Annotated in this window: 10 protein-coding genes; 7 read left to right on the forward strand and 3 right to left on the reverse strand. The window is 52.1% G+C overall.

What is annotated here, in order from left to right:
• Positions 1–32: 32 nt before the first annotated feature.
• The 3 genes from H6570_14170 to H6570_14180 all read right to left on the reverse strand — a co-directional run bounded on the left by H6570_14170 (position 33) and on the right by H6570_14180 (position 6,309).
• Positions 33–2,228, reverse strand: coding sequence for a hypothetical protein (locus H6570_14170; protein MCB9320424.1), 2,196 nt, complete (start codon positions 2,226–2,228; stop codon positions 33–35).
• A gap of 47 nt (positions 2,229–2,275) precedes the next feature.
• Entirely contained in the window at positions 2,276–5,179 is a 2,904-nt protein-coding gene (locus tag H6570_14175; protein ID MCB9320425.1) for a glycoside hydrolase family 2 protein, read from the reverse strand.
• A 95-nt stretch (positions 5,180–5,274) separates the two neighbouring features.
• Positions 5,275–6,309, reverse strand: coding sequence for a GntR family transcriptional regulator (locus tag H6570_14180; protein MCB9320426.1), 1,035 nt, complete (start codon positions 6,307–6,309; stop codon positions 5,275–5,277).
• A 133-nt stretch (positions 6,310–6,442) separates the two neighbouring features.
• Between H6570_14180 and H6570_14185 the strand changes: the two genes are divergently transcribed.
• The 7 genes from H6570_14185 (at position 6,443) to H6570_14215 (ending at position 13,825) form a co-directional block, all read left to right on the forward strand.
• The gene (locus H6570_14185) at positions 6,443–8,542 is read left to right on the forward strand and encodes a bifunctional aldolase/short-chain dehydrogenase (protein MCB9320427.1); all 2,100 of its coding nucleotides are present in this window, start codon (positions 6,443–6,445) and stop codon (positions 8,540–8,542) included.
• Between the two features lie 51 nt (positions 8,543–8,593).
• Complete coding sequence (locus H6570_14190; protein MCB9320428.1) at positions 8,594–9,877, forward strand: sugar isomerase; 1,284 nt, start codon at positions 8,594–8,596, stop codon at positions 9,875–9,877.
• Position 9,878: 1 nt separating this feature from the next.
• Positions 9,879–11,258, forward strand: coding sequence for a carbohydrate kinase (locus tag H6570_14195; GenBank protein ID MCB9320429.1), 1,380 nt, complete (start codon positions 9,879–9,881; stop codon positions 11,256–11,258).
• Positions 11,259–11,265: 7 nt separating this feature from the next.
• Entirely contained in the window at positions 11,266–12,663 is a 1,398-nt protein-coding gene (locus H6570_14200) for a hypothetical protein (GenBank protein MCB9320430.1), read from the forward strand.
• Positions 12,664–12,674: 11 nt separating this feature from the next.
• Positions 12,675–12,851, forward strand: a complete 177-nt coding sequence (locus tag H6570_14205; GenBank protein MCB9320431.1) for a hypothetical protein — start codon at positions 12,675–12,677, stop codon at positions 12,849–12,851.
• 87 nt (positions 12,852–12,938) lie between these two features.
• Complete coding sequence (locus H6570_14210) at positions 12,939–13,172, forward strand: hypothetical protein (protein ID MCB9320432.1); 234 nt, start codon at positions 12,939–12,941, stop codon at positions 13,170–13,172.
• Between the two features lie 50 nt (positions 13,173–13,222).
• A complete protein-coding gene (locus H6570_14215) occupies positions 13,223–13,825 on the forward strand; it encodes a calcium-binding EGF-like domain-containing protein (GenBank protein MCB9320433.1) in 603 nt (200 codons plus the stop codon).
• Positions 13,826–14,099 lie beyond the last annotated feature (274 nt).

Genomic DNA, 14,099 nt, shown 5'->3' on the forward strand with positions numbered 1-14,099 from the left:
TACACCTGGAATCTGGAGAAATTCTGAACGGGTCAGGGCATGCATTCCAACTTTTCCCATTGGATGTTCCACATCCCGTTTTTCGGAAAACCGGGTGCGTGGCCCTGCTCACCATCCCATCCGGTGGCCATCATGGCAACCGCCGTCAGCAAGCCACCATTGCCGGGAAGGTACAGTTTCAGGCGCTGATCCTGGTAATTGTGTCCATTATTCAGGTAGGTGTTTTTAGGAGCATCCATCAGGAGCCAGTCGATGGCATCTTCCGGATGACCCAACCGGGCCGCAGCCATGGCCAGCATGGGAAAATCCCATCCCCAGGTGGTCTGCCATTGCCAGTTGTTTTTTATTTCCTGATACGTGTTTTCGGCCAGGTCAGGATCCACTTTTGCCGTTTGTGGCAATACGCCCAGAATGCCTGTTACGATCGGATGGTCACGACGTTTATCCGGATTGAGGTAATCATCGCGACTGGAAGCAGAGGGCAAATATTTACCCTCTACCTGAGGCAAGGGCGCCAGCTGATCCAGCACTTCAGCCCACCGGGGATCCGGCTGCAAATTCAACCGCTGCCTCCAGGTTTGTGCTGTCTTCAATCCCCAGTACCAATAAGCCAGCTCAAAGCCCGGATCACGGGTCTCCTCTACAGGAAAGATTTCCTGGGCCGGGATCAGTGGAGGGCATAAATGGTAAAGTCCGTCGGTGGTGTCCCGTCTTGCAAAAGATGTCATGAATGCTGCGGTTTGGAACACCAGTTCCTGATAGCGTTCCAGGGTCGGGCGGTCCGGATGCCAGCGGTACATCAATTCCGCAAAATAGATGGGATGTGGCTGCTGCCAAACCAGGAATTCGCCGACACTTGAAGGGCTGGAAATCCCCTCCGGTCCCACCATCTTCGGCCAGCGCACGCCGTCATAACCCTGCCGGATCGCGATGGAATGGGCCTGACCAAGAATATGTTCATACCAGGATAGACTTTTCTCCAGATATTCCGGTCTTCCCCATAATGCAAAATGGACGCCGTGCCACCAGTGCATTTCGAGATGCGCTTTGCCATACCAGCTGTTGCCGGTCAACCCGGTTTCCTGTGGTGGCATGGTCCCCGCACATTGTATCCGGGTCAGGTATTGCGACAGGATCACCCTGCGCTCCAGTTCCGGTGCCCGAGGATCGCTGCAGGCAGAAAAATCAATGGCGCCGCCGGACTTCCAGAAGGCGTGCCAGGCAGCTTCTGTTTGCAGCTTCAAACCTGCAAAATCGGCCTCTATCCGATCAGTTTTTTCTTGTCGAAAGCAAATGACAGCTTCCAGGACGCCAGCATCCGGTTTTGGAGCCAGGTCAAATTCATGCGGGCCATGGCGCTCCAACCGGGCATCACGCCAGGCTATTTGGACCATGTAACGGGCACTGTCAAGCACACGGCCAATGTTGACAAAGTTATCCGCCGAGTCCAACATCACGGAAGTATGGGCCTCCGGATGATCCCAATCATAACCAGGGCAAACAGCACACGTTTTTGCATACGGGAATGAGATCCGGGCCTTCAACCTCCCCTGCCGGATCAGATCTGAGGTTATATGAAAAGCAACAGCATCCTGGTCCGGTAGGACCAGGGTCTGAACCTCCACCTGAACGCCTTCAAACTCAAAAGAGCTGGTGATAACGCCGTTCCACAGATCCAAAACCTGGTGGATCTGTTCCAGGTCTGCCATGTTCCCTGCAGATCCATCCCTGCGGGTCAATTGAAGTCCGGTCAATCCCAACTGCAGGCGCTGCGGATTACGCCTAAACCATTCTATGGCTTCTCCGCGCCTTCCACTTCCGGATTGGGTGGCATAGGTAACTGGTCTGTCACCACAGGTCAGCAAGGTATCAAGTGTTTCCTCATACCGGTAGTTGGCGTCATTGGGCATCGAATGCCAGCCCCATTGGGATTGGGTCGAAAGGGGAATGCCATTTGCATAGGCTTCCGGGAAACTCTGCAGTCCGGTCACATCCACTGTGAAGGCAAATTCTCCATTTCCTACGGTCAAAGCACCCAGTGTATCAACATGATCCAGGACGACATTGTGCCGGGTGACCAGCGCTTGCCGGTCAATGGAATGTGATCGCCCGCAATGCCATGATCCGGCTAAACTCAAAATAACGGCTATTATTCCCGTCAGAATGAATTTCTTTCCTGTGAAACCGGGGCTTAAGCTGGCTTTCTGGTGGTAATGACGCCGCTTCACTTTTAATTTTAATGGTGCTTTTAAGCGGTTCAATGAAAAGTGGAAGCTCATTGGGGGTTCATCTTTTGCAGTGGGATTAATTGCACCGGCCCCAGCAATCCGGAAGGCAATGGTTTCCATTTTTCCGCTGTAAATAAGCCGTCAGGACCGCGGTCCGCAGCCCGGTTAGCCGGAAAATTAACATTGTAAAAGCGCTTCCAGAATGTATGTGCCTTATCCATGGCAATGATCCGGTTGGCCATGCGGTTGGTCACCAGGACCTCCAGTTTATTTACCGGTAAAAACTTCTCCGGGGAGACATCGATCGAATAGTTTGGTCCGATAAGCGTCCCCAATTTCTCCCCGTTCAGGATGACCACCGCAGAATTAGCCACCGAGCCGAGGTCCAGACGCCAGGCATCCGGTTTGTGTTCCGGCAAGATCAAATCAATAGCGTAACGGGCAGTGCCTGAAAAGGCGGCATAGCCTTCCCCTTCCAATTCGGTCCAGGACAACAGCTTGGATAACTGCCTGCTCACCGGGAGCTCGGCACCCCCATGTTCAAAGGTCAGCGTCCATTCGCCGTCCACTGCCAGCGGTGCACCTGCAGGTTCGTATACTTCCAGGAACGGACGATGTTGGTCCCGGGGATCGACCTGCAGAATACGGGTACCTCCCTGCGGGATTGCTATCCATATCGCCACCCCTAGTTCCCCATTTTTTCTTAAACGTGCCTGACCTTGCTGATCATTCCAGGGATCCTGTACCATCACCGTTTTACCGGGCGTTGACAACGGCAACCATCCCTGAAAATTTGTATCGGACCAGTTGGTGATGACATACAGCGTCTGATCCCCTGATTGTCGTCTGATCGCCCGCATCCCGGTATCAAACAGTGTTTCCCGCCGGATTTTCAACCGGTTCAACACTTCGATAACGGCACCCGTTACCTGTACATTTTCCAGCTTTTCGGCAGAAAGTTTAAGACTCCGGAAAGTCGACTGCCGTGCTGAAAGATTGGAAAGCCCGGGAACATCCATTGGGAGTCCGTTTTCAATAATGACCGGTATGCCCTGGCGGGCCAGCGACAACAAGTGTTCCAATGTGCTTTCCGGCATGTAGGTGGTTTGCGGGACTACAATGGAACGGTAAACCTGACCATTGGATTTCAATTGATGGTTCCACACCTCCAGGTCAGCAATCTGTACATCTGAGATGATATCAAATGCAAACCCCAGGTTGTATAGCGTATCGGCCAGCTGGCGGAATTCCTTCAGCGATGCGGCTTGAGCGCCACCATCAAAATGCGCCAGGTTTCCTCCTTCCGCATCGGCGAGCCGGTCGAAATATGGAAAATACAGCAATACGTCGTTATCGGGCGATCCGGACTGCAGGGTCGACTGACATCGCTGGACATAAACATTCAAAGCGCCCAGATCTTGCCACCAGGGATTCCTGTCGTTGGCATGAATGGCAGCATAAAACAACCGCCCCGGCCAGGGATCCCCGGCCGGTGAATAGCAGGTCCCGTGATAGCAGACATGGTTGATCCCCGCCTGGAAATACCGGTCGATGTTCTCCTTCAGCTGATCCAGGGTGGTAAGAAAGTGTTCATCCAGCCAGGTGGCGGCCTCCGCTGAAGCCAGTTTTTTCCCGCTTACATGGGCTGCCGAGGAAGCCATTTTCGACCTGATCACATCGGTGCCTTCCGTCTCCGGAATATCACTAGCCGCATACAAATCCAGAATATTGGCTGGTGAGCCATGGGCTTGGTTACGAATAATTTTGTTCTGCCGGTGCGCCCAGTTTTTCCAGTCGGTGGTAAAGGTCCCGAGTAACAATTCTCCGATGGTCTGGCGGTAATCCGAAAGGACTCTTTTGTTTTCTTCTGTTTCATCCAGGCCAAGAAATGCCGGCAAATGCTCTTCCAGCCGGTAACCTCGGGCTGAAGCAAAGGCATTCAAAAAATCAGGCGTCCAGTCAGCCTGACCGCGTGCATCATCCACCTCATAGCTGTCGTTGAAATAGGCGCGCAGTCCATTCAGGCTTTTCCCGGCAAATGCCTGATCAAATCGCTGCAAATAGTCACGAATGGCCTGATGTGAGAAATGATCGATCACATTGCCTTCTCCGCCCGGAGCTGCCCGTTCGACCATCTTGCCATGCCAGCCGCTGAACAATGCATAGAGCGTCCAGGCACCTGCCGGAGCAACCCATTCCAGCCTCCCGGATGAATCTACGCGCTCCGTAAGATCCAGAATAACACCCTCATCCGAATAAGCCATAAGTCTTTCCAGTGGAAGTGGCTTTTTGAAGCGTACCTGATCCAGAGCCAGGCCCTGCAAATCTGCATTCGCAGCCACCGGGTCTTTCAAATCGCTGATCATCAGGGTATGTTGTCCTTTCAATAGCTCCGGATAACTCATCGAGCCAGTCGGTTTCTCTCCTTTCTCTGCCAGTAAACCGTATAACTGATACACCTGATTGGTCACCGAACGCAATATCGGTTCCTGCTCGTACACGATGGGTTGATCAAGATGCTGACCAGGCCTGAGTTTGTAAATCCGGTGTGCAATGTATTTACACGCATCCGTATCATTCACCCACGGACCACCAAATGGCCAGCCGGTCCCCGTGGCCAGGTCCGCCCCCAAATTCATTCGCCTGGCTTCCTGAAGAGTAAACTCCAGGCGCTGTACCCAGACATCTGATAAGTAAGGGATAAAGTTGGCCTCATCCCCGATGACGCCGTAAATGGGAGTGATCTCTACGCCCCCAAATCCAGCATTTTTTAATGCAATCAGTTCTTTTTTGATGCCGGCTTCGGTCACACTACTCCCTTGCCACCACCAGCGGGTCCAGGGTTTGGTCACCGGATCGATAGGATGGTAATCGGCTTCCTGAACCACCTCATTCGCACATTGAAGTAAAAAGAAGACCAGACCGATGAAAAGGTGGCTGATTCGTGGCATGCTCTTGAATTAGTGGTTATAAGGTAAGTTATTTTGTCCATTAACCTTCAGGCTGGAGTGATCAGCATTTGATTTTGGAAATTCCACCGCCTTGTTCATAGCGAATGGCGCACCACCAGCGAAAAAGGATTGATCACATGTTCCTTCTTTCCGTTCAGGATTAAATTGGCGGCAGTCGCTCCCAGTTGATGAAAATCGGTTGACATCACCGTGATGCCATCGAGAAGAATTTCCTTGAGTGGTGTCTCATTGTACGAAAGAATGCCGACGTCGTCTCCCACCTTCCAACCCAGGGATTTGATCTTCTTGATCAATTGCACCAGGTCATCCTCCATCAATGTAATGTAAGCGTCCTTCTGCTCCAGTGTTTCATCGGCAATGGAAGAAACAATCGTTGTTTCGAAACCGTATTTCTGACAGAAGGATCTGAACCCGGTAATGATCTCCTGGGGATGATACCCATCCGGTGGAAAGATGATCTTGAGCTTCCGGTATTTTTTCAGTAGGTGCAAAGCCTGCGTCAATGCCGAGTAAATGTCATTGCGAAAATCCTGGTATACCGCTGCATAGTCTCCGGAAATACCAGGGATCAGCTTATCCAGTACGATCAGTTTTTCGCGGGGAATACCTTCCAGAACTTCCAGCAAATCGTCACCGCCATCCAGAAAATGGGCAATGATTACAAAATGGGTATAGGGCCTGTTCAGGTGCCCACGGATCAACTGTTTAAACAGGCGATAATTGTTGTTATAAATAAAAAAATCAATGGCTGCCTGATCACCCAGCGTTTCTGAAAATGAATCGTAAATGATCTTTTTATGGGCGCTCAATTTATTGAACAATAAAAAGACATTGTGCTGTCGATGCATCTGCACGCTTTTGATGTAATAGCCCTTACCGGGAACAGCATCAATAATTTCCTTTTCCTTCAGATAGTCGTAGGCCTTGACAACGGTATCCCGTGAGATATCGAAGGCAATGAGCAACTGATTGACGGATGGCAACCGGTCATTACGTTGCAATAGTCCCTGCTCGATGCCCCGGATCACCGAATTGATGATTTGCCGGTATTTCGGGGTTTTGGAGTATTCATTGATCTCCAGGAATGTTTCCGGTTGAATTTTGCGCATAGCTCTACTCCCGGGTCACCGAGAATTACACCTTTAAAATGCAAAATATTGCGCGAACCAGAATGGTACGGAACACTATTCTGAAGAGAGTCTGGTAAATTTGGAGATCTGTAACCTGATCAAAATTAATAGCATGGAAGTCAAAGCCTTTAAATACGTATCCTACCTGTGGGATGAAGCAAAAGCTGCCCGTTTAGCCGGCGATGAGGTAGGTTTATTTTTGTACCGGTCCAATGTACTCGGTGCAGACCTGCGCATAACCAATTATGGCGGAGGAAATACCTCCTGTAAAACGATCGAAAAAGATCCCCTCACCGGTGAAGAAGTGGAAGTCATGTGGATCAAAGGCTCCGGAGGGGATATCGGCACCCTGACCCGTAAAGGGATCGCCGGATTGTATACCGGAAGGTTACGGGACCTCAAGAATGTCTACCGCGGCCTGGAGTTTGAAGATGAAATGGTCGCTTTATTCCAGCACTGCCTGTTTGACCTCAACAGCGCTGCGCCATCCATCGATACACCACTCCACGGAATGTTGCCCTTCAAACACATCGACCACCTGCACCCGGATGCTTTGATTGCAATCGCTGCCGCAGCGGATGGTGAAGCCATAACCAGGGAAATATGGGGTGACACGATGGGTTGGGTACCCTGGCAGCGTCCCGGTTTTGACCTGGGATTACAACTGGAACGCTGTCTGGCAGAAAACCCAGGGATCCGGGGCATTGTCCTGGGCAGTCATGGCCTGTTCACCTGGGGTGACACCTCCTACGAATGTTACCTTAACAGCCTGGAAGTCATCGAACAGGCTTCCGAATACATTGCCGCCCGCGAGGGTAAAGAGCGTCCAGTATTCGGTGGATCCATCGTTCAGAGTCTGGCACCAGCTGCCCGCTCCGAGCAGGCATCAATGCTTGCTCCCATTCTGCGCGGACTGTGCTCCGGTGAACAACGGATGGTCGGTCATTTCACCGACGACGTCAAGGTTTTGGAATTTGTTAATTCCAAAGACCTGGCTAAGCTGGCGCCTCTGGGTACCAGCTGTCCCGATCATTTCCTCCGTACTAAAATCAAGCCCCTTGTGCTTGACCTGAAACCAGGAGCCGACCTAAGCGACCCTAATTCGATAAAACAACAGTTGGAGCCCGCGTTCAAACAATACCGGGACGATTATGCCGCCTATTACGCAGGCTGCAAACATCCCGACAGCCCCGCTATGCGAGATCCCAATCCCGTGGTCATCCTCTACCCGGGGGTGGGCATGTTCACCTTTGCTAAGAACAAGCAGACGGCCCGCGTAGCCGCTGAATTTTACATTAATGCCATCAATGTCATGCGCGGCTCCGAGGCCATCTCTACCTATACCGCCCTACCCCGCCAGGAGGCCTTTAATATTGAATACTGGCTCCTCGAGGAAGCGAAACTGCAACGGATGCCCAAAGAAAAACCTTTATCCAGGAAAATAGCCCTGGTATCCGGTGGGGGTGGTGGTATCGGAAAGGCCATCGCAGACAAGCTGGCAGCTGAAGGAGCCTGTATCGTTCTGACCGATATTGTCGAAGAACGTCTGGTGGAGGCCATAGGAACATTCCCACGGGATGTGGCGACCTATGCCGTCTGCGATGTAACAAAATCTGCATCGGTAGAGTCCGCCATAAAAAAAGCTTGTCTTGAATTCGGGGGCGTGGACATCGTGGTTCACTCGGCAGGATTGGCTATTTCCAAGTCATTGCAGGATACCACCGAAGCCGACTGGAACATACTTCAGGAGGTCCTGGTGAAAGGGCAGTTCCTGCTGGCGAAAGCCGGTGCTGCCGTGATGCAGGCACAGGGATTAGGTGGAGATTTTATTTCCATTGCCAGTAAAAACGGACTCGTAGCCGGCCCCAATAATGTAGGTTACGGGACCGCCAAGGCCGCTCAACAACACATGACCCGGTTGCTGGCGGCAGAGCTGGCGGGCGACCACATCCGGGTCAATACCGTCAACCCCGATGGGGTTATTATTGGCAGTAAGATCTGGGAAGGCGCCTGGGCCGAGGGCCGGGCGAAAGCCTACGGTATCAGCGTGGAAGAACTGCCTGCTTACTATGCGAAACGCAACCTGCTGCATGCCATCATCCGGCCGGAAGACATTGCAAATGGTGTCTTCGCTTTTGTGGCCCTCCTGGACAAGAGTACCGGCAACACCCTGAACGTCGACGGTGGCGTAGCACAGGCATTTGTCCGATAATCGGGATAAAGCCGGCGAAGATTTTTATTTTTAGATTCAATCAACCAGGATATGAGAGTCCAGCAGGAAACGATCCACGATTTCAATGAAAAACACCGGCGTTCACATGCCGATGCATTTGCTTTTTTAAAGATGCAACTGGAAGATCAGGGCTTATCCACGGATGACCTGCTCACCCGGCTGATGGACCTGCAGGTAGCCATCCCATCCTGGGCGCTGGGAGCCGGAGGCACCCGTTTTGGGCGGTTTTCGACCGGCGGTGAACCCGGCAATCTGGATCAGAAGATCGAAGACGTCGGTTTATTGCATGCACTCACCCGGTCTGCCGGCGGCATTTCATTACACATCCCCTGGGATATTCCGCAGGACACGGAGGCCACGAAAGAGCTGGCTGCTTCATTCGACCTGATCTTCGATGCCGTCAACTCCAACACCTTCCAGGATCAGAAAGGTCAGGCCCACAGTTATAAATTCGGCTCCTTATGCCACGCCAGCAAAACCGAACGGCAGCAGGCTATTGACCACAATATTGAAGTGATCCAATATGGCAGGGAACTGGGAAGTAAAAGCATCACCGTATGGCTTGCCGACGGATCCTCATTTCCTGGTCAATTGAATTTCAGGCATGCACTGGAACGCACCCGGGAAAGCCTGCAATCTATTTACAATCATCTGCCGGAAGACTGGAAGATGTACATTGAATACAAGCCCTACGAACCCAACTTTTACAGTACGGTCATCCAGGACTGGGGGACCTCCTTCCTGCTGGCCAACGCCTGCGGACCGAAAGCATTTACCCTGGTCGACCTCGGACACCATCTCCCGAATACCAACATCGAGCAAATTGTCTCCACGCTGATGTGGCAGGGCAAACTGGGAGGCTTTCATTTCAACGACAGCAAATTCGGGGATGATGACCTGACCGTAGGAAGCATCAAGCCTTATCAACTCTTTCTGATCTTCAATGAACTGGTTTACGGCATGGAAAACAATCAGGCTGATAATCCGGACCTGGCCTGGATGATCGATGCCAGTCACAACCTGAAGGACCCGCTGGAAGACCTGCTGCAGAGTCTGGAAGCGATCCGGCTGGCATATGCCCAGGCCCTGATCATTGACCGGGGCGCGCTGGAATCAGCGCGGCAAACCAACGATGTTACGATGGCCCAGGAAATCCTCCAGCAAGCCTATCGTACCGATGTCCGCCCCTTACTCCGGGAAGCACGGCTGCGTAGTGGTGCTGCCCTGGATCCAATCCAGCTATACCGTACACTGGAGGTCCGGAAACAACTGATCAGGGACCGTGGTGCCGTCACCGTAGCTACCGGATTATGATATGAAAGGATCCGTCGTATTTGATATCGGAAAGACCAACAAGAAATGCTTTGTCTTTGATGAAGATTATCAGATAGTGCATCAGGAGGTCCTGGAGATTGCAGAGATCTGGGATGAGGACGGAGATCCCGCAGATAATCTGGATGCATTGGTAGACTGGATTCGGGATACCCTGGAACGATTGCGTTCCGCTAAGAAATTCCGCATCGATGCTGTAAATTTTTCAACGTACGGGGCCAGCTTTGTGCACCTGGACCAGCAGGGTGAGCCTGTTGCTCCACTGTACAATTACCTCAAACCCTATCCTGCGGAAATCCTGCAATCCTTTTACGACCACTACGGACCCGCTCATAAGCTCGCAAAAGAGACAGCTTCACCTTCACTGGAAATGCTTAATTCAGGACTCCAGCTGTATTGGCTCCGGCATGTGAAACCGGAAATCTTTGACCGGATCCGCTGGTCTCTGCATCTACCGCAGTACCTGAGTTACTGCCTAACCGGCATCCCGGTCAGTGAGTTTACCAGTGTAGGCTGTCATACGGCGCTGTGGAATTATGCTGAGCAGGACTATCACGACTGGGTGTACGAAGAAGGGTTGGAATGGCAGCTTCCACCGCTGGTGCCAACCAGCCTGTCACTGCAGCTTTTGGGTAAGTCATTTGTGATCGGCCCCGGTATCCATGACAGTTCAGCAGCGCTGATCCCTTACCTCCGGGCAGAAAAAAAACCATTTGTACTACTTTCAACAGGCACCTGGAACATCTGCATGAATCCTTTCGCTGAGCAGGCACTAACCCAGCACGACCTGAATCAGGACTGCCTCCTTTTTATGCAGCCCTCCGGACAACCGGTACGTGCTTCCCGCTTATTCCTGGGACATGAGTTTGCCAGGCAAGTTCAATTACTGGAGCAGCATTTTGACACGGATGGCAAACAGTTCAGGAAGCAACGATTTGCACCGGATATCTATCACCGCATTCTTCAGGAGAATAAGGTTTACTTCAACCTGGAAAACCTTCCGTGGAGACGAAAGCAACCAACCGAAAATCAAATTCACGCATTCAGTGATTATCCCACCGCTTACCATCAACTGATGCTCGAATTCGCCGAAGTGCAGGAGCGCTCGCTGAGACTGGCGATCGGTAAATCATCCATTGAAAAGGTCTATCTGGATGGTGGATTTGCCGAAAATGACGTATTTGTAACCTTGCTGGCCTTACGGCTTCCGGAGTACAAAGTACGTACGACCCGGGCCCCGGTGGGGTCTGCATTAGGAGCGGCCATGGTCCTTTCCGACCAGCCATTGACCAAGAAATTTTTAAAGAAGCGGTACGCCATGCAGAAATACCGCTTACGTGATATCCCAAAACAAAACGAATAACCGAACAATGTTAGCAAAATGGACCAAGCGCCTGGAGGACGTCCAGGAATTTGAAAAAGAACCGGTACCCTCCTCCAAATGGAAATCCTGGGGAAGCTTTTTAGGCATGTATGCCGGTGAGCATACGGCTGGTACTGAATTTGTAATCGGACCACTCTTTGTAGCTCACGGTGTCGGGGCATTAGAGCTGGTACTCGGGTTGTTTTTCGGCAATTTACTGGCTGTATTGAGCTGGGCATTCCTGACGGCGCCCATCGCCACCCGCGAAAGAATCACGCTGTATTACAAACTGGAAAAGATCTGCGGTAGCAACCTGACCACTTTATACAATCTGGTCAATGCCCTGATGTTTTGTTTTCTCGCCGGTTCCATGATAGCTGTTTCGGCGACTGCGGTGGGTATCCCCTTCAACTTGCCCATGGCGGAGCTGAGCGACTGGCTGCCTCACAGTGTTTCCTGGATTGTCATCGTGCTGATTGTCGGAGCCGTGACCACCGTAGTAGCCATGCTGGGCTATGACCAGGTTTCGCGTTTTGCCAATCTGGCGGCTCCCTGGCTCCCCTTGGTCTTCATTGCCGCTGCCATTGCCGTACTACCGGAATTAGGCGTCCATTCGGTCGGCGAATTCTGGTCGGTGGCCAAAGCCAAGATCTGGACCGGAGTACCGCTGGAAAACCAATCCCAGTTCACCTTCTGGCATGTCCTGTTCTTCGCCTGGTTCTGCAATATGGCCATGCACATCGGGATGGCAGACATGTCTGTCTTGCGTTATGCAAAAAAATGGACGGCCGGCTTTGCCTCGGCCGGTGGCATGTATGTCGGCCATTACTTTGCCTGGCTGGCTTCCGGTATTCTCTATGCCGTCTTCCTGCAGGTGTCGAACAACAGCCTGGAATTTGCCCCGGGTCCCATTGCTTATTATGCGGCCGGACTGGCCGGTGCAGTATGTGTGATCATCGCCGGATGGACGACCGCTAATCCGACCATCTACCGGGCGGGGCTTGCGGTACAGGCGGTGTTACCCAAATCCCGCACCTGGAAAGTCACCCTGATCGTCGGAGCAGTAACGACCCTGGCTGCCTGTTTTCCGGCATTGGTCATGCGCCTGCTGGATTTTGTAGCTTTATACGGGTTATTGCTCATGCCCATGGGTGCCATCATATTCATCGACTATTGGATCTTCCCCAAACTTGGACTGCAGTCGAACCTGGCATCCATTCGGAAGATGGGCTGGAATTGGGCTGCCGCGCTAACCTGGTTCCTCACGCTCGGCACCTGCCTGGTCATCAATCAGTTTATGGGTATCGAAATCTTTTTCCTGGGATTACCCGGCTGGTTTATTGCCGTATTCCTGTACATCGTGCTGAGCTTTATTGTCCAACGCAACCGTCCTGCGGTCGCCTAAACGCATCGATTATGAAAAACATCTATGGTTTGATCGCTATCGCCGGCCTGGCCCTGACCCTGATTCCGAGCATCCTGGTATTTACCGGTGCCATGACCAGCGCCACGCACAAGTGGCTGATGACCCTGGGGATGATCCTTTGGTTTGGCGGTGCCCTGGGCTACCGGAGGTCCCTGCGAAGCGCCTGACTGTCTTAACGAGAAGTCCGAAGGACGACGAAGCAACCCAATTGTCATGGCAAGGAGCCTGAAAGGCGACGAAGCAATCCTCCTGCTATGGCGAGAACTCCGAAAGACGAAGAAGCAATCCACCTGCCCCGGCGAGAACCTTTTAAAGCGACCACAACCCAATTGTCATTGCGAGGAGCCCGAAAGGTGACGAAGCAATCCGTCTGCCACTCCTTGACTCTCCTCACGACCTCCGTGGCACTCCTTTCGGCCTCCGCGGCACTCCGTGTAACCTCCGTGGCACTCTGTGTAACTTCCAGACCAAATCACCCGAAAGATTGATGCGCCACCGTGACTATTGCCCTTAATTTCGCAGGAAGAAAAACCGCAATATGGAACAGCGCTTGCGATTCAGCCAATTCATACCACTTTTGATTTTCTCGTTCATCCTTCTGGCTCAAAGCTGTAAGAAAGCCGATCCCTGCGAAGGAGTCACCTGCCAGAATGATGGTGTCTGCGTCGACGGCAGCTGTCAGTGTCCCACCGGATGGGAAGGCGAATTTTGCCAGACCCGGACCTTACCCTCCGCCATTAAAATCACCTCATTGAGCGTGACCAAATTCCCGGAAACCATGACCAACGGAGCGGCATGGGATGCCGATGGCAGTGGCCCGGAGCTGTTACCTTATGTGCTGACCCTGGAATCCGACAATAAAACGCCCAAGGATGTCTATTGGGGCAGTAAGATCAACACCACCAATTCTTCAGGAGGCAGGACCATCAATTTTCCACTCATCAGTCCGGCACTGACCATCGATCCGGTGGACAAATACTACGCCTTCTTTCTCTACGACTACGACGACGGCAGCCTGGATGCCATGGGTGGTATCATTGTCAATTTCGCCGAACACATCGACGACCGTCCGGAGACCTTCTCCATCGACTGCAGCACCTGCATCGTGGGATTTGAAGTAGGGCTGGAATACATTTATTAAGCCGGCACCCTAATCGTATGATATTCTCCGGGATACAAAATGACCAGATTACGTACCTTCATCCATCATGGATGTTTACCACTGGGTTGAAACCGTTATTCTGATTTATCTGGTTTGCGGTTCCCTTTTTGCCATTTGGTTCCTTGTGAGCCTGGTGAACCGGATGGATGACCGCATGCCCGGATCCTCAGTCCTCATGCGATTGATGCTTTTACCGGGCACCGTCCTTTTATGGCCCGGATTATGGATTCATTACCGCAAATCCAAATCCCGA

The organism is Lewinellaceae bacterium (assembly GCA_020636135.1).
Classification (GTDB): Bacteria; Bacteroidota; Bacteroidia; order Chitinophagales; family Saprospiraceae; genus JAGQXC01.

Bases quoted from the DNA above. Each gene is read 5' to 3' on its own strand.
- H6570_14175 (MCB9320425.1), bottom strand. From the start codon at position 5,179: ATGCCACGAATCAGCCACCTTTTCATCGGTCTGGTCTTCTTTTTACTT.
- H6570_14180 (MCB9320426.1), bottom strand. From the start codon at position 6,309: ATGCGCAAAATTCAACCGGAAACATTCCTGGAGATCAATGAATACTCC.
- H6570_14185 (MCB9320427.1), top strand. From the start codon at position 6,443: ATGGAAGTCAAAGCCTTTAAATACGTATCCTACCTGTGGGATGAAGCA.
- H6570_14190 (MCB9320428.1), top strand. From the start codon at position 8,594: ATGAGAGTCCAGCAGGAAACGATCCACGATTTCAATGAAAAACACCGG.
- H6570_14195 (MCB9320429.1), top strand. From the start codon at position 9,879: ATGAAAGGATCCGTCGTATTTGATATCGGAAAGACCAACAAGAAATGC.
- H6570_14200 (MCB9320430.1), top strand. From the start codon at position 11,266: ATGTTAGCAAAATGGACCAAGCGCCTGGAGGACGTCCAGGAATTTGAA.
- H6570_14205 (MCB9320431.1), top strand. From the start codon at position 12,675: ATGAAAAACATCTATGGTTTGATCGCTATCGCCGGCCTGGCCCTGACC.
- H6570_14210 (MCB9320432.1), top strand. From the start codon at position 12,939: ATGGCGAGAACTCCGAAAGACGAAGAAGCAATCCACCTGCCCCGGCGA.
- H6570_14215 (MCB9320433.1), top strand. From the start codon at position 13,223: ATGGAACAGCGCTTGCGATTCAGCCAATTCATACCACTTTTGATTTTC.